Raw genomic sequence first — 15,754 nt, 5'->3', positions numbered from 1 at the left:
TTCGAATTTGGAATGTCGGTGTGGGGCGCTCGCGCCGGTGACGTCGACTTGGGCCTCGGTGCCTGACGCACCTGACGTGTTCTGAGGCCGGCAATGCGACGCCCGGGCAGGTGCCAGAGGCGGCTGGCCGCGCGCGAGGCGCTTGGCGCCGACGCTCGCGGGCGAAGATCAACTAATTCGGTCGGTAGCCGAGGTGGCGAAGTCGCGTCGTGCGCTCGGGCTGTTGGCATCGAGCGCGTGGGCGAAATACGCGCGAGCCTCGCGCGTGTCCTGCGCGATGGCGGCTTCGAGCTCGGCCAGCCCGTCGAATTTCGCTTCGTCACGCAGCTTCTGCAAAAATTCCACGCGCACCAGCTTGCCGTAGCAATCGCCAACGAAGTCGAGCAGATGCACTTCCAGGAGCACGCGGCCGGAATCGTCCACGGTCGGGCGCAGGCCGAGGCTTGCCACGGCCGGCAGCGGTTTGTCCGCCAGGCCGTGCACCTGCACCACGAAAATGCCCGTCAGGGCAGGGTGCTTGTGGGCAATGCGCAGGTTGAGCGTCGGGAAGCCGAGTTTGCGGCCGAGCTTCATGCCATGCACGACGTGGCCGGTAATGGCGTACGGACGACCGAGCAGCGCATGGGCGCGCTCGAAGTTGCCCTCGGCAAGCGCGCTGCGCACTTCCGAGCTGGAAATGCGCACGCCGTCGTGCGCGATCGTCGGCATCTGTTCGACCACGAAGTCGAAGCGACGGCCGGCGTCACGCAGGTATTCGATGTCGCCCGCGCGCTTGGCGCCGAAGCGGAAGTCGTCGCCCACGAGCAGCCAGCGCGTGTGCAGGCCGTCGACGATGATGTGGCGCACAAAATCCTCGGGCGACTGGCCGGCGAAGTGGGCGTTAAAGTGCTCCACCACCAGGCGGTCGACGCCGTGCGCACGCAGCGCCTCGAACTTGTCGCGCAGGTTGGAGATGCGCGCGGGGGCCTTGTCGGGCGTGAAATATTCGCGGGGATGCGGCTCGAACGTCATCACGCATACCGGCAAGCCGCGCGCAGCCGCCGCCGCACGCACGCGCGCGAGCAGTGCCTGGTGGCCCAGATGCACGCCGTCGAAATTGCCGATCGTCAGCACACAGGGCGCTTTGCTTTGCGCGTTGGGTAGACCCCGGAAGACTCGCACGATAAGGAAGCGTCAGAACAGGACGTTGATATTGAGGAAACCGCGCGGCGTGGCGGGCAGGGCCCGGCGGCCTGTGCGGCGGGCGGGGCCGGCCGGCGCAGGACGGCCGATCCGACATTGCGGCGCCGCAGAACGTTGAATTATAAACGCTTCGGGGCCATCGCGGCGCGCATCGCGCTGTCTGGTGCGCCGCGCCAATGATAAAATCCGGCGATGAAGAACATTGTCATCCTGATTTCCGGGCGAGGCAGCAACATGCAAGCCATCGTCCGGGCCTGTACCGCAGAAGGCTGGCCGGCCCGCGTGGCCGCCGTTGTCGCCAATCGTCCCGAGGCCGAAGGCCTGGCGTTCGCCCAGGAAAACGGCATCACCACGGCTGTCGTTCCCAGCCGGGGCAAGACCCGTGAAGTTTTCGACGCAGAGCTCGCCGCCGAGATCGATCGCCATGCGCCGGATCTCGTCGTGCTCGCCGGATTCATGCGCATTCTTACGCCGGCGTTCACGGAACGCTACGCCGGTCGGCTCATCAATATTCATCCGTCGCTCCTGCCCGCGTTCCCGGGCTTGCAAACGCATGCCCGTGCGCTGGAAGCCGGCTGCAAGATCGTGGGTGCGACGGTGCATTTCGTGACCGCCGAGCTCGATCACGGCCCCTATGTCGTGCAAACGGCCATTCCCGTGCTGGCGGGCGACACGCCGGAGACACTGGCTGAGCGTATCCTGCCGCTCGAACACATCATCTATCCGCGCGCCGTGCGCTGGTTCGTGGAAGACCGACTGGCCGTGGCCGATGGCCGCGTGACGGTGACGCCACGTGCCGACGGCACTTCCGATTCGCAAGATTCGCAATGGCTTTTTGGTGAGGACGCATGAGCACCCGCCCGACCCAGCGCCGCGATGGCGCACATCAATCCGGTAACCGCTCCGGCGGCCGTTCTTCCGACACCCGTCACGGCGCCAAGGGCGGTAACGACCGTCATTACGTTCGCCCCGATCGCTACGACCGTTCGCGCAACGATCGCCGTCAGGACGCGCCGCCCGTCGTGGGGGGCGTCGGCATGCGCGGTGAGCGTCTGCCGCCCGCGCTGTTCGAACATACGCAGCGGCTGCTCGGCAGCGTGCTGACATTTACCGGTCCGGCCGACACGCTTGTGAGCACGTACTTCCGTGCCAACGACAAATTGGGGCACCGCGAGCGCGGTGTGCTTGCCGAGACGGTATTTGCCATCCTGCGTCGCAAACTCGAATTCGGCCAGCATGCCGTGAGCGGCACGGGGTCGCAGGAGCGTCGTCTGGCATTGCTCGGCCTCGCGTTCACGCGCGGTATCGCCTCGGTCGAACTGGTGGCGACGCCCGACGAGGCCGCCTGGCTCGAACACGTCGGTCAGATCGATCCGGCAAGCCTTTCGCCGCGAGTGCGCACTAACTTGCCGGAGTGGTTGTACGACCGTCTGGCTAAGCGTTTCGACGCGACCGAACTAGAATCTCTCGCCGCGGCGCTGAACCAGCCCGCGCCGCTGGACTGTCGCGTCAACCTGATCAAGGCCACCCGCGACGACGTGCTCGCCAAACTGCGCGAAGACGGTTTTTCGGCAGAGCCGACGCCGCTCGCCCCCAACGGCATTCGTTTGTCGGGCAAGCCGGCGCTGCAAAAGCACCCGTTGTTCATGTCCGGCGCCATCGAGGTGCAGGACGAAGGCAGCCAGTTGCTGTGCCAACTGGTCGCGCCGCGCCGAGGCGAGATGATCGTCGATTTCTGCGCGGGCGCCGGTGGCAAGACGCTCGCCATCGGTGCGCAGATGCGCTCGACCGGCCGGCTCTATGCTTTCGACGTGTCGGAAAAGCGGCTCGCGAAGCTCAAGCCGCGTCTGGCGCGCAGCGGCCTGTCCAACGTCTATCCGGTGATGATCGATAGCGAGAATGACAGCAAGATCAAGCGTCTCGCGGGCAAGATCGACCGTGTGCTGGTCGACGCGCCGTGCAGCGGCCTCGGCACATTGCGTCGCAACCCGGACCTGAAGTGGCGCCAGTCGCCGCAGTCTGTCGAGGAACTGACGCAGAAGCAGGCGTCGATTCTCGCGAGCGCGGCGCGTCTGGTGAAGCCGGGTGGCCGACTCGTGTACGCGACGTGCAGCTTGTTGACCGAAGAAAACAGCGCGATTGCCGAAGCGTTCGCTGCGGCGCATCCCGACTTCGTGCTGCTCCCGGCGAACGAACTGCTGGCGTCGCAGAAAATCGGTCTCGACACGGGTAAGTATCTCGAATTGCTGCCGCATCGCAACGCAACGGATGGGTTCTTTGCGGCCGTGTTCGAGCGTCGTCCGGTGGCCAAGGCCTGAGTGCCGGTGACTTGCCGCGTCAGCTAATATCGGCGAACGACAAGAACAGAGAGAAGAAGGGATATGGCGATGCAGGAAAGTCCGACTTTTGCGAGGCTGGTGCGGGACGTCGTTCGCGACTTCGGCGACCCGCAAATCGTCTGGCAGGTCGGCGCGCTCGTGGGCGCGCTTGCGCTCGCCTGGGTACTGCGTCGCTGGATGATCGCCCGGCTCGATCGCCATTTCGAGCGCGTTGCGCCGGCGCGCCGGGCCGGGTCGTCCAGCCTGCGTCGCTCGTTCTTTCCGATGTTCGGCTGGATGTGCGTCGCGCTCACGCGCGTGGCGTTGCAACAGTACACGCACGTCTCGCTGCTGATGCTCGCGGAAGTGCCGCTGTTCGGCACGGCGCTCATTTATCTGGCGTTCTACTTCGCACGTCGGCTGTTCGCCTCGTCGCCGCACGCCTCGGGGCTGCTCAAGGTCTTCGAGCGGGTTTTCACGACGCTGGCGTGGTTCTCGATGCTGGCCTACGTGCTCGGCATTCACGACGACATCCTCAAGTGGCTCGCCAGCGTGAAATTCGCCGTCGGCACGAGTCATCTGACGCTGCTCTCGATTCTGTCGGGCCTGCTCTGGGTCGGTGTGACGCTGGTGCTCGCGATGTGGGTCGGCTCGCTGATCGAAGACCGGATCATGCGAACGACCACGCTCGACGGCAACCTGAAAGTCGTGCTCTCGCGTCTGGTCAAGGGCCTGCTGACGCTGATCGCCGTGCTGGCCACGCTGTCGTTCGTCGGCATCGACATCACGGTGCTCGGTGTGTTCGGCGGGGCGCTCGGCGTCGGGTTGGGGTTCGGCCTGCAAAAGATCGCGTCCAACCTCGTGTCGGGCTTCATCATCCTGCTCGATCGCTCCGTGCGGATCGGCGACCTGATTACGGTGTCGACTTATCACGGCACCGTCTCGCAAATCAACACCCGGTATTCGGTCGTGCGCGGCCTGGACGGGGTCGAGGCGCTGGTGCCCAACGAGCAACTGGTCACGAATGTCGTCCAGAACCACTCCTTCACGGAGACGCGCGGGCGCGCCAAAGTCAACGTGCAGGTGGCATACAGCGCAGACGTCGAATTGGCGATGTCGTTGATGCTCAAGGCGGCGGAAGGCATTCCCCGCGTGCTTGCGGACCCGCCCCCGTCGGCGCTGCTGCTGAATTTCGGCGCAGATGGGATGGATCTGGAAATGGGCTTCTGGGTCCAGGACCCTGCTCAGGGGAGTGGGGCGATCCGTTCGACCATCAATTTGCGGATTTGGCGCACATTTCGCGAGCACGGTATTGAAATTCCGTATGCGCAGCGCGAAATACGTATCCTGAACGACTGGGCGGATGGCATTCCTGCACAAGCGCCCCAGTCGATCCAACATCCTGATTTATTGGAAGAATCTCCTGATTTGACGCCAAAAACGGCGTCTGCGCAGGCGAATGACGCCGAAAAGAAGGCCGGATAGACGTTTTTACCTAAGCGACGGGTTGACCTGCGACAAAATGCGTGGCTGCAAGGCTACACACGGGCACCGGCGGGTCGGGTAAAATGCGCCCCAAACCAAAAAAACCAGACGTTCACTGGCACGTTTTCCGCCCATATCGCCCCGGCATCAGCAACTTGCCGACCTCCAGCGAATCCAAGCGTCAAGCGAGCGCAAGAACGAGACTTGAACGAGACCTGACGCGACGGCCAACGAAGGCCGCTTCGGCCCGACAAGACAAGACACGGCGCTTGATGCTTTGCCGTGATGGCTACCGTATTGATTAGTTTGGAGTGATATTTTGCTGGACAGTCTCCTTGGATTTCTCTCGACCGGCCTGCTCGACTGGAGCGGCTGGAAGATCTTTTTCTTCACGCTGGCCGTCACCCATGTGACGATCGCCGCCGTGACGATTTATTTGCACCGTTGCCAGGCGCACCGAGCGCTCGACGTGCATCCGATCGTTGCCCATTTCTTCCGTCTCTGGCTGTGGATGACCACGGGCATGATCACGAGCGAATGGGCTGCCATCCACCGCAAGCACCACGCCAAGTGCGAAACGCCGGAAGACCCGCATAGTCCGCAAACGCGCGGCCTGTGGAAGGTGTTGGCCGAGGGCGCCGAACTCTATCGCGCCGAAGCCAAAAACGAAGAAACGCTGCGCAAGTTCAGCCATGGCACGCCGAACGACTGGATCGAGAACAACGTCTACAAGCGTTTCCCGATTCTCGGCATCAGCATGATGATGATCATCGACATCGCGCTGTTCGGCGCGATCGGTCTGACCGTGTGGGCCGTGCAGATGGTGTGGATTCCGTTCTGGGCCGCCGGCGTGGTCAACGGTCTGGGCCACTACTGGGGCTACCGTAACTTCAACTGTGCCGACGCGTCGACGAACCTGCTGCCGTGGGGCATCATCATCGGCGGCGAAGAACTGCACAACAACCATCACACGTACGCCACGTCGGCCAAGCTGTCGAACAAGTGGTACGAGTTCGACATCGGCTGGCTGTATATCCGTACGCTGTCGTTCGTGGGCCTGGCCAAGGTGAAGAAGATCGCGCCGACGCCGAAGCTAGCCAAGGTGAAGGCTGCGTGCGATGACGATACGTTGCAGGCCGTGCTCTCGAATCGTTACGAAGTGATGGCGCGTTACGCGAAGACCTTCAAGCGTGCTTACGGCGAAGAGCTGGCTCGCTTCAAGGAAAAGCGCCAACACGGTGAATATCAGCTGTTCCGCGGCGCGCGCAAGTGGCTGCATCATGACGAAGCCTCGCTGCAAGAGCCGCAGAAGCAGCAATTGGGCGAGATTTTCGCGCACAGCAGCGCCATGAAAACGTATTACGAACTGCGCAGCGAACTGGCAGGCATCTGGGAGCGCTCGAACGCTTCGCGCGAGCAATTGCTCAGCCAGTTGCAGAACTGGTGCCATCGCGCCGAACAGAGCGGCATTCACGCACTGCAGGAATTTGCGACGCGTCTGCGCCGCTATGCGTGAACGGGGTCAGCCAGAAATCTGTTTTTGACGCATAATCGAAACCCCGCCACGGCGGGGTTTTGTCATTCCCGGCCTATCCCACGGGCCACGCGAAAATGAATGCCTCACTCAAATCCGTAGAATTCGAGCGCCCCGCACCGAGCGGCGCCACGTGTGTTGCCCAAGCCTGGGCACGCGTCCCGGATGCGCCGTCGCAGGAGCAGCGAGCGGCGCTCAAGGCGAAGATCAAGCGTTTGCTCGTCGAGCAAAACGCCGTGCTCGTCGCCCACTACTATGTCGATTCCGATTTGCAGGACCTCGCCGAGGAGACCGGCGGCTGCGTGGCCGACTCGCTGGAAATGGCGCGATTCGGCCGGAATCACGCCGCGAAGACGCTGGTCGTTGCCGGCGTGCGCTTCATGGGCGAGACATCGAAGATTCTTAGTCCGGAAAAGCGCATCCTGATGCCCGATCTCGACGCGACCTGCTCGCTCGATCTGGGCTGTCCTGCCGATGAGTTTGCCGCGTTCTGCGACGCGCATCCGGATCGCACGGTCGTCGTCTATGCGAACACGAGTGCCGCCGTGAAGGCCCGTGCGGACTGGATGGTCACGTCGTCCATCGGACTCGAGATCGTGGCGCACCTGCACGCGCAGGGCAAAAAGATTCTGTGGGCGCCGGACCGTCATCTGGGCAGCTACGTTCAGAAGCAGACCGGGGCTGACATGTTGCTGTGGCAGGGCGCCTGCCTCGTGCACGACGAGTTCAAGGGTACCGAGCTCGAACTGCTGCGCCGGGAATATCCGAACGCCAAGGTTCTGGTGCACCCGGAGTCGCCGGCAGCGGTGGTCGAACTGGCCGACGTCGTGGGATCTACGTCGCAGATGATTGCGGCGGCGCAGAGCATGGACGCGACCGAATTCATCGTGGCGACCGACAACGGCATTCTGCACAAGATGCGCGCTGCGGCACCGGGCAAGCGCTTCATCGAAGCCCCGACGGCCGGCAACAGCGCCACGTGCAAGAGCTGCGCGCATTGCCCGTGGATGGCGATGAACAGCTTGCAGAATCTGGCCGACGTGCTGGAGTCCGGCGCCAATGAGATCCATGTCGATCCGGAGATTGGCCGCCGCGCCCATACCTGTATCGACCGTATGTTGACGTTCGCTGAAGCGCGCAAGCAAAACGTGCGCGCCAGCGGTGACTTTGCGCGCGACGGCGCGCTGTTTGCCGGTGTGGGTCCCGCATGATGACGCAATCGACAATGTTGAGTACCGACGAAGCGCTCTCCGCGGAGTTTGCGACGTTCGGCGAGCCGCTCGAGGCGGCGCTCACGCGTAACGTGCGTGATGCACTGGCGGAAGACATCGGGAGCGGCGACCTCACGGGGCTGCTTGTGCCGTCGGATGAAATGGCCCACGCCCGCATCATTGTGCGAGAGTCGGCGGTGCTGTGCGGCGTGCGCTGGTTCGAGCGTTGCATGCAAGGCGTGGATGCCTCAGTGCGTGTGCAGTGGCACTATCGCGAGGGCGATCGCATGACGCCCGGCGCTGCCGTCTGCGATATTCACGGCCCCGCGCGAGCGTTGCTCACGGGCGAGCGCACGTCGATGAACTTCCTTCAGTTGCTCTCGGGCGTCGCCACGGCGGTGCGCCGCTACGCGGATATCGTGGAAGGGACGAAGGCGCGCGTGCTCGATACGCGCAAGACTCTGCCGGGACTGCGTTTGGCACAAAAGTTTGCGGTGCGCGTGGGCGGTGGCGCGAATCAACGTCTTGCGCTCTACGACGGCATTCTCATCAAGGAAAACCACATCGCGGCGGCGGGCGGTATTCGCCAGGTGCTGGCCAACGCGGATCGTCTCGCCGATGGGGCGCCCGTGCAGATCGAAGTGGAGTCGCTCGAAGAGCTCGACACTGCGCTCGAATGCGGTGCGACGTCGATCCTGCTCGATAACTTCTCGCTGGAAATGATGCGCGAAGCGGCGCGCGTGGCGGATGGCCGTGCTGTGCTGGAGGCATCCGGCGGCATCAATCTTGAAACGCTGCGCGCGATTGCAGAGACGGGCGTCGACCGGATTTCCGTGGGCGGGTTGACCAAGGATGTGCGCGCCACGGACTTCTCGATGCGCATTCTGGGAACGGTGGGATAAACGTTGCTGCCTGCGCTGCTGCGCGCGAGGTGGACGTGAAAAGGCCGCAGGGGTCAACCTGCGGCCTTTTGCTTTCTGCGCTTCTATGGCTTCTGCGCCTTCCGCACCTTCTGCACCTCCCCCCGCCCTTGGTGATCGGGCGAGGCGTGACACGCCATGTGAGCAACGGATTCTTGGTTTCGCAGCGTGCTACCGGCCATCGCGGCGGTTTCTCAGCGCCGGCGTTGCGCCAATCGGGGCGAAAGCACCGTCGGCAGCGCCTTGGGCAGTGTGTCCGGAAAGTCGCGCGAAAAATGCAGGCCACGGCTCTCGCGTCGCGATAGCGCGCTATCGACGATCAGCGATGCAACGTCCACCAGATTGCGCAGTTCCAGCAGATCGCGGCTCACACGGAAATTCGCGTAGTACTCGGCGATCTCTTCGCGCAGCAGGGCAATGCGATGCTGCGCCCGTTCGAGTCGTTTGGTCGTGCGCACGATCCCGACGTAGTTCCACATCATGCGTCGCAATTCGTCCCAGTTGTGGGCGACGACAACTTCTTCGTCGGCATCGGAGACGCGACTCTCGTCCCAGGCGGGTACATCGGTAACGTCTGGACGTGTCGACTCGCCGCGCTGAATGTCTTGCGCTGTGGCTTTTCCGAGCACGATGCATTCCAGCAGCGAGTTGCTCGCCAGACGATTCGCGCCGTGCAATCCGGTATAGGTGGCTTCGCCGACGGCATACAGTCCTGGCAGATCCGTGCGGCCGTGCATGTCCGTGACGATCCCGCCGCACGTATAGTGCGCTGCGGGAACAACCGGGATCGGTTGCTTCGTAATGTCGATGCCGAGTTCAGCACAGCGCGCGAGAATCGTCGGGAAGTGCTCGCGCAGAAACTCTGGGCTTTGATGGCTGATATCGAGGTAGACGCAGTCGAGGCCGTGTTTCTTCATCTCGAAATCGATCGCGCGCGCGACGATATCGCGAGGCGCCAACTCGGCCCGGGGATCGTGTTGCAGCATGAAGCGGGTGCCGTCCGGCAATACGAGTCGTCCGCCTTCGCCGCGCACCGCCTCCGAAATCAGGAACGACTTGGCGTACGGATGGTAAAGGCACGTCGGATGGAACTGGATGAATTCCATATTCGCGATCCGGCAGCCGGCGCGCCAGGCCATGGCAATGCCGTCGCCTGTCGCGGTGTCGGGGTTCGTCGTATAGAGATAGACCTTGCCTGCGCCGCCGGTGGCAAGCACCGTGTGGCGCGCGGTCACTGCGTGCACTTCGCCCGTCCTCAGATCCTGTACGTAGAGTCCCTGGCAGTGACGGCCCGCCGTCGGCGCGGCGTCGGCACGGTCCGACGTGATCAGATCGACGGCAAAGTGATTTTCCAAAAGGGTGATGTTCGGATGCCGACGTACACGCTCGGTGAGCGTGGTGATCACGGCATGGCCGGTCGCGTCGGCTGCGTGAATGATGCGGCGATGGCTGTGACCGCCTTCGCGCGTCAGATGGAAGCCAAGCTCGGCTTCTGCATCGCGCGTGAAGGGAACGCCCTGGTCGATGAGCCATTCGATGGCTTCGCGGCTATGTTCGACGATGAATCGCGTGGCGGCCTCGTCGCACAGGCCGGCGCCGGCGATGAGCGTATCGGCGACGTGTTCGTCGACACTGTCGGTGGAATCCAGTACTGCGGCAATGCCGCCTTGCGCCCAGTCGCTCGCGCCTTCCGGCATGGGGCGTTTGGCGACCAGCGCCACGCGGCAGGTATTGGCCAGATGCAGGGCGACGGATTGACCGGCAAGCCCGCTGCCGACGATGACGACATCGAAATTCATGATACGCGTGGTGTCTGGGATCGACGCGATGACAAGGCGTGACCCGCGTTATGGGAGATGAGCCAGTATAGCGAGTCAATACGCGCCTGACACATGACCCTATGCGCACATCGGGGAAATTGTGCGTCACATGACTACGCATAGCGTAGCGCGACGATTTTCGGGACGCCCAAACGAAAATACCCCGCCAGAGGCGGGGTATCGAACGCAGTAGCAAGCTACCGCGATGAAACCTGTTGATCTTATTTGATCTTGGTTTCTTTGTACGGCACGTGCTTACGAGCCACCGGATCGAACTTGCTGATTTCCATCTTTTCCGGATGGGTACGCTTGTTCTTGGTGGTCGTGTAGAAATGACCCGTGCCTGCGGTCGATTCCAGCTTGATCTTGTCGCGAGCGCCTTTTGCCATGATGAGCTCCTAAAACTTAGATGGCGTTACGCGAACGCAGGTCCGCGAGAACGGCATCGATACCGACCTTATCGATCAGGCGCAGGCCAGCGTTCGAAAGGCGCAGGCGCACAAAACGGTTTTCGCTCTCAACCCAGAACCGGCGATTTTGCAAGTTCGGGAGGAAACGGCGCTTGGTTTTGTTATTGGCGTGGGAAACGTTGTTGCCGACCATCGGCGCTTTCCCGGTCACTTGACATACGCGTGCCATGAAGCACTCCTAACCCAGAATTCTGTGTAAAAAAAGGTGAGTCGAAAAGACAGACCGCGATAATACCACAAAAATCCCAGACAAATCAATCGCTTTCGTCGATGTAGGACGTAAGTCCCTGGCGGAACACGTCTGTCGGAGATTCGGGGAAGGGACGGATCATAGCGTAAACGGCGCTCGAATGCGAACCGCTTGCCAAATTTGTGGGCAAGGTGTTGTTCGGCGTCACATTTCGCGTCGTCGACGTTGCCCGCAAGCCCTTGCTACGTCCCAAAGTTACATGTGGCCACCCTCCGCCAGGGAGTACACGGTATCGCCGGCAACGATGAAATGATCGAGCAGCCGGACTTCCATCAGGGCCAGCCCGTCGCCCAACTGGCGCGTGAGCGCCAGGTCCGCCGCGCTGGGTGCCGGGATGCCGGACGGGTGATTGTGCGCGACGATCACTGCGGCCGCATGCACGTCGAGCGCGGCACGGACGATTTCGCGCGGGTAAGCGCAGGTCTGTGTCAGCGTTCCCTCGAACATGATGCGAGTGCCGATGAGGCGGTGCGCGGCGTCCAGAAACAGGCAGACGAAACGCTCGCGCGACATGTCCTGCAACGTGAGGCGCAAATAGTCGCGAACCCGGGCGGGGGAGTCGAGCATGCAGCCCGACTGCAGCCCTTCGCGCAGCATGCGGCGCGCGACTTCCAGCGACGCCTGAAACTGGAGGGCCTTGACCTGCCCCAGCCCGGGGAGCTGACGCAACGTCTCGAACGGCGTAGCCAGCAGGCGGGTCAGCGAGCCGCTGCGAGTGAGTAACTCGCGGCCTAGATCGACGGCGTTGCGCCCGTGCGAGCCGGTGCGTAACAAAATGGCGAGTAACTCGGCATCCGACAGGGCGCCCGGCCCATGGGCGAGCATCTTTTCGCGGGGGCGCTCGGCGGGCGGCCAGTGAGCGATGGACATGACGACTCCGGCGGCGGACACGGTCGCGCGCATGATCGCGGGTGTCGCCAATAACTCATACAGGGGAACAGCCGTCGACGGAAAAATTCGGGGCTGCGATGATGGGGAGCCGGACGCGCAACGCGTCGTCGCTTACAATAATAGCTTGACCTTGCTGTGAGACCCCCATGAGTTCTGTTGCAACCCCCGTGGTTCAAGACAATTCCTATCTGACGCTCCACTACCGGATCGGCGCGCCCGACGGCGCGGACATTGTCAACACTTTCGAAGGCACACCCGCGACGCTGCAACTGGGCGGCGGCCAGATGGCGCCGACGCTGGAGCAGGCGATGCTGGGCATGGCCGTGGGGGAGCGTCGCCGGATCGAGCTGGCGCCGGAGCAGGCGTTCGGCCCGCGCAATCCGGAGCTGCTGCAACGCGTCTCGATGAAGACGTTGCAGGAGAACAGCAACTTTGGCGAAGAATATAGCGTTGGCGATCTGGTTGAGTTCAACGCGCCGAGCGGTGGCCGTTATGCGGGCATCCTGCGCGAACTGGGCGACGGCTGGGCATTGTTCGACTTCAACCATCCGTTGGCGGGCCAGCCGATCGTGTTCGAAGTCCAGATTATCGGCATTCTGTAGGAATCGAAATGAGCGCCACCCAAGACGTAGCACCGATGCTGTCGGATGCAGAAATCCTGTTGGCACAGCCGCGCGGCTTTTGCGCGGGTGTCGACCGCGCGATCGAGATCGTCGAGCGCGCCCTGGCAATGTACGGTGCACCGATTTACGTGCGTCACGAAATCGTGCACAACGTGTATGTCGTCGAAAATCTGCGCAAGAAGGGCGCGATTTTCATCGAGGAGTTGTCGGACGTTCCGTCGGGCAACACGCTGATCTTCAGCGCCCACGGCGTGTCGCAAGCCGTGCGTGCCGAGGCCGAATCGCGCGGTCTGCGCATTTTCGACGCCACCTGTCCGCTCGTGACGAAGGTTCACGTCGAGGTCGCCAAGATGCGTGGACAGGGGCTCGAGATCATCATGATCGGCCACAAGGGTCACCCGGAAGTCGAAGGCACGATGGGCCAGTCGGGCGAGGGCATGTTCCTCGTGGAGACGATCGAAGACGTGCTCGCGTTGCAAGTAGCCGATGAAAGCAAGCTCGCCTACGTGACGCAAACGACGCTGTCTGTCGATGACGCCGCCGAAGTCATCAACGCGCTCAAGAAGCGTTTCCCGGAAATCACCGAGCCGAAGAAGCAGGACATCTGCTACGCCACGCAGAATCGCCAGGACGCCGTGAAATTCATGGCGCCGCAGTGCGACGTGGTGGTGGTGGTCGGTAGCCCCAACAGCTCCAACTCGAACCGTCTGCGCGAAGTCGCCGAAAAGATGGGCGTGCCCGCCTATATGGTGGACTCCCCCGATCAGCTCAAACCGGAGTGGTTCGACGGCAAGCGCCGCATCGGCGTGACCGCCGGAGCGTCGGCGCCCGAAGTGCTGGCGCAGTCGATCGTGTCGCGCTTGCGTGAGCTGGGCGTCAATCAGGTCAAGGTGCTCGATGGCGTGGAAGAGAACATCGCGTTCCCGCTGCCGAAGGGTCTCGCGCAGGTCGCGGCAGGCTGAGCGCCGCCGCGCTCGTCATTCAATAGTCGTACCACGGCCGGCGGGAACCCCGCATGGCCGACAAACCGGGTGCCGTCACGGACGCGCCCGGTTTTTTTTCGTCCGCTGTTTTGTCCCCCGCCGCGCGCGCGGCGCGCCGCCCCGTTGCATCGAAGTCGACGACGCATCATCACAGCCTGGGCGCTCCCACCCGGCGAGCTTCGCAGCCCGACTGCCGCAGGACCCTGCTGCCGTGGTCTCGTGAAACGGGGTGCGGTGTTTGCGCATTCGCGGCATCAGTTTTGCAAAACTTCCGCGCAGCCGACTTTCGTAGTTTAAACGTCTTGTCAGCCAAAACCGAATTACGGTATTCCAAATTCAACAGATATGGAATTGGCAAAAGTAAACGACGTCTGGTTTTCCGGAATCTAATTATTTATATACCTGTTTAATTAGAAAGAACCCTCCAAATTCAATGGGCATGCTAATTGCTTATTAGTTTGATACAGCATCCGGGCCCTCAAATGGTGCACCGGTTGCACCACGAAGCCGCCCGTTGAGCAGCGTGCGGGTGCGTAAAACCATTCACAATTTCGGGGTTGCGCTTTTGAAAAAATAGGGTTGCACAAGTCGGTATAAAACCTTAGTCCTCCATTATGGAAAACCCTGTGGCTGCGGGCGTCGCAGCCGCAAAGAATGGAGTTACAATGCGCGCGTTTCGCATACGAAACATCGATTTGGCGTTATTGGCGTTATTTAATCGCCGACAATCAGGAGATAATCACATGCAACTCAAGTTCGCGAAGGTACTGCCCGTAGTTGCCGCAGTGACGCTGTTGGCAGCATGCGGCCAGAAAGAAGAAAAGCAGGCCGCTTCGGGTGCGGCTTCTGCACCTGCCGCGACGACTGCCGCCAGCGGGGGCGGCGATGCGGTTGTCATTAAGATTGGTCACGTTGCACCGTTGACGGGCCAAATTGCTCACTTGGGCAAAGATAACGAAAATGGTGCACGCCTCGCCATCGAAGAAGCCAACAAGGCCGGTCTGACCATCGACGGCAAGCCGGTCAAACTGGAACTGGTCGCAGAAGACGATGCTGCCGACCCGAAGACCGCAACGCAGGTTGCCCAGAAGCTTGTCGACGAGAAGGTCGTCGCCGTGGTGGGCCACTTGAACTCGGGTACGACCATTCCGGCATCGAAGATTTATAGCGATGCGGGCATCGTGCAGATCTCGCCGTCGGCAACCAACCCGGCTTACACGCAGCAGGGCTTCAAGACGACTTATCGTGTGGTGGCAACGGACGCCCAGCAGGGTCCGGCACTCGCCAACTATGCGACCAAGTCGCTCAATGCCAAATCGGTCGCCATCGTCGATGACGCCACCGCCTACGGCAAGGGCCTGGCCGACGAGTTCGAGAAGACCGCCAAGGCCAACGGCCTGAAGGTGCTCTCGCACGACGCGACCAACGACAAGGCCACGGACTTCCGCGCCATTCTGACCAAGATCAAGGGTGAGAAGCCGGACATCATCATGTACGGCGGTATGGATGCCACCGGCGGCCCGTTCGCCAAGCAGTCGAAGGAACTGGGCATCGGCGCCAAGGTGCTGGCCGGCGACGGCGTGTGTACCGACAAGGTGGCCGAACTCGCTGGCGACGCCATCGACAACATCGTCTGCTCGGAAGCGGGTATGGCGCTGTCGAAGATGGAAGGCGGCGGCGATTTCTCGAAGCGTTACGAAGCCCGTTACAACCAGCCGATCCAGATCTACGCCCCGTTCACGTATGACGCCGTCAACGTGATCGTCGACGCCATGAAGCGCGCCAACTCGGCCGACCCGGCCAAGATCCTGGCCGCCATGCCGGCGACGGACTACAAGGGTGTGATTGGTCACATCGCCTTCGACAGCAAGGGCGACATGAAGGAGCCGGTGATTACGCTCTACAACTACAAGGACAAGAAGAAGAGCGTGCTCGACGTGGTGAAGATGTAACTCCCGGGCGCTCGCGCCATGAAACGGCACCGCAGCCTACCCGTTCGGTGCCGTATCGATATCTGCGGAAAGACGCCGTGCCTGCATGACGGGCACGGCCCTCCTCCTGACACAG

14 protein-coding genes are annotated in these 15,754 nt (G+C 62.3%); 9 read left to right on the top strand and 5 right to left on the bottom strand.

Annotated elements, in window-relative coordinates:
- Positions 1–168 precede the first annotated feature (168 nt).
- Entirely contained in the window at positions 169–1,161 is a 993-nt protein-coding gene (locus UC34_RS19270) for a bifunctional riboflavin kinase/FAD synthetase (RefSeq protein ID WP_044456824.1), read from the bottom strand.
- A 213-nt stretch (positions 1,162–1,374) separates the two neighbouring features.
- Between UC34_RS19270 and purN the strand changes: the two genes are divergently transcribed.
- From purN to nadC, 6 genes are all read left to right on the top strand, one after another.
- The gene (gene purN / locus UC34_RS19265; RefSeq protein WP_044456823.1) at positions 1,375–2,034 is read left to right on the top strand and encodes a phosphoribosylglycinamide formyltransferase; all 660 of its coding nucleotides are present in this window, start codon (positions 1,375–1,377) and stop codon (positions 2,032–2,034) included.
- 185 nt (positions 2,035–2,219) lie between these two features.
- Positions 2,220–3,500, top strand: a complete 1,281-nt coding sequence (locus UC34_RS19260) for an RsmB/NOP family class I SAM-dependent RNA methyltransferase (RefSeq protein WP_044458424.1) — start codon at positions 2,220–2,222, stop codon at positions 3,498–3,500.
- 63 nt (positions 3,501–3,563) lie between these two features.
- A complete protein-coding gene (locus tag UC34_RS19255) occupies positions 3,564–4,985 on the top strand; it encodes a mechanosensitive ion channel family protein (RefSeq protein WP_063389852.1) in 1,422 nt (473 codons plus the stop codon).
- A gap of 319 nt (positions 4,986–5,304) precedes the next feature.
- Entirely contained in the window at positions 5,305–6,501 is a 1,197-nt protein-coding gene (locus UC34_RS19250; RefSeq protein WP_044456822.1) for a DesA family fatty acid desaturase, read from the top strand.
- Positions 6,502–6,596: 95 nt separating this feature from the next.
- Complete coding sequence (gene nadA, locus UC34_RS19245) at positions 6,597–7,730, top strand: quinolinate synthase NadA (protein ID WP_044456821.1); 1,134 nt, start codon at positions 6,597–6,599, stop codon at positions 7,728–7,730.
- A gap of 14 nt (positions 7,731–7,744) precedes the next feature.
- A complete protein-coding gene (gene nadC / locus UC34_RS19240) occupies positions 7,745–8,632 on the top strand; it encodes a carboxylating nicotinate-nucleotide diphosphorylase (RefSeq protein ID WP_044456820.1) in 888 nt (295 codons plus the stop codon).
- A 212-nt stretch (positions 8,633–8,844) separates the two neighbouring features.
- Here the strand turns inward: nadC and nadB are convergent, their stop codons facing one another.
- The 4 genes from nadB to radC form a co-directional block, all read right to left on the bottom strand.
- On the bottom strand, positions 8,845–10,449 hold the full coding sequence (gene nadB, locus UC34_RS19235; RefSeq protein WP_044456819.1) for an L-aspartate oxidase: 1,605 nt from the start codon (positions 10,447–10,449) through the stop codon (positions 8,845–8,847).
- Positions 10,450–10,691: 242 nt separating this feature from the next.
- Positions 10,692–10,859: a 50S ribosomal protein L33 gene (rpmG, locus tag UC34_RS19230; RefSeq protein ID WP_010807102.1), complete on the bottom strand. Its 168-nt coding sequence runs from the start codon at positions 10,857–10,859 to the stop codon at positions 10,692–10,694.
- Between the two features lie 16 nt (positions 10,860–10,875).
- On the bottom strand, positions 10,876–11,109 hold the full coding sequence (gene rpmB, locus UC34_RS19225) for a 50S ribosomal protein L28 (protein WP_039400832.1): 234 nt from the start codon (positions 11,107–11,109) through the stop codon (positions 10,876–10,878).
- Between the two features lie 276 nt (positions 11,110–11,385).
- The gene (gene radC, locus UC34_RS19220) at positions 11,386–12,060 is read right to left on the bottom strand and encodes a RadC family protein (RefSeq protein ID WP_044458422.1); all 675 of its coding nucleotides are present in this window, start codon (positions 12,058–12,060) and stop codon (positions 11,386–11,388) included.
- 167 nt (positions 12,061–12,227) lie between these two features.
- Between radC and UC34_RS19215 the strand changes: the two genes are divergently transcribed.
- From UC34_RS19215 to UC34_RS19205, 3 genes are all read left to right on the top strand, one after another.
- On the top strand, positions 12,228–12,683 hold the full coding sequence (locus UC34_RS19215; protein ID WP_044456818.1) for an FKBP-type peptidyl-prolyl cis-trans isomerase: 456 nt from the start codon (positions 12,228–12,230) through the stop codon (positions 12,681–12,683).
- An 8-nt stretch (positions 12,684–12,691) separates the two neighbouring features.
- On the top strand, positions 12,692–13,666 hold the full coding sequence (gene ispH, locus UC34_RS19210) for a 4-hydroxy-3-methylbut-2-enyl diphosphate reductase (RefSeq protein WP_044456817.1): 975 nt from the start codon (positions 12,692–12,694) through the stop codon (positions 13,664–13,666).
- Between the two features lie 764 nt (positions 13,667–14,430).
- Positions 14,431–15,639 carry a branched-chain amino acid ABC transporter substrate-binding protein gene (locus UC34_RS19205; protein WP_044456816.1) on the top strand — a complete coding sequence of 403 codons (1,209 nt, stop codon included), beginning with the start codon at positions 14,431–14,433 and terminating at the stop codon, positions 15,637–15,639.
- The last annotated feature ends 115 nt before the right edge of the window (positions 15,640–15,754 follow it).

It is taken from the genome of Pandoraea vervacti, from assembly GCF_000934605.2.
Classification (GTDB): Bacteria; Pseudomonadota; Gammaproteobacteria; order Burkholderiales; family Burkholderiaceae; genus Pandoraea; species Pandoraea vervacti.
This window is presented reverse-complemented; position numbering and strand designations above follow the sequence as displayed.

Excerpts from the sequence above, each read along its gene's own strand:
- UC34_RS19255 (WP_063389852.1), top strand. The coding sequence starts at position 3,564 with ATGGCGATGCAGGAAAGTCCGACTTTTGCGAGGCTGGTGCGGGACGTC.
- UC34_RS19215 (WP_044456818.1), top strand. The coding sequence starts at position 12,228 with ATGAGTTCTGTTGCAACCCCCGTGGTTCAAGACAATTCCTATCTGACG.
- radC (WP_044458422.1), bottom strand. The coding sequence starts at position 12,060 with ATGTCCATCGCTCACTGGCCGCCCGCCGAGCGCCCCCGCGAAAAGATG.
- ispH (WP_044456817.1), top strand. The coding sequence starts at position 12,692 with ATGAGCGCCACCCAAGACGTAGCACCGATGCTGTCGGATGCAGAAATC.
- nadA (WP_044456821.1), top strand. The coding sequence starts at position 6,597 with ATGAATGCCTCACTCAAATCCGTAGAATTCGAGCGCCCCGCACCGAGC.
- purN (WP_044456823.1), top strand. The coding sequence starts at position 1,375 with ATGAAGAACATTGTCATCCTGATTTCCGGGCGAGGCAGCAACATGCAA.
- rpmB (WP_039400832.1), bottom strand. The coding sequence starts at position 11,109 with ATGGCACGCGTATGTCAAGTGACCGGGAAAGCGCCGATGGTCGGCAAC.
- rpmG (WP_010807102.1), bottom strand. The coding sequence starts at position 10,859 with ATGGCAAAAGGCGCTCGCGACAAGATCAAGCTGGAATCGACCGCAGGC.
- nadB (WP_044456819.1), bottom strand. The coding sequence starts at position 10,449 with ATGAATTTCGATGTCGTCATCGTCGGCAGCGGGCTTGCCGGTCAATCC.
- nadC (WP_044456820.1), top strand. The coding sequence starts at position 7,745 with ATGTTGAGTACCGACGAAGCGCTCTCCGCGGAGTTTGCGACGTTCGGC.
- UC34_RS19260 (WP_044458424.1), top strand. The coding sequence starts at position 2,220 with ATGCGCGGTGAGCGTCTGCCGCCCGCGCTGTTCGAACATACGCAGCGG.
- UC34_RS19205 (WP_044456816.1), top strand. The coding sequence starts at position 14,431 with ATGCAACTCAAGTTCGCGAAGGTACTGCCCGTAGTTGCCGCAGTGACG.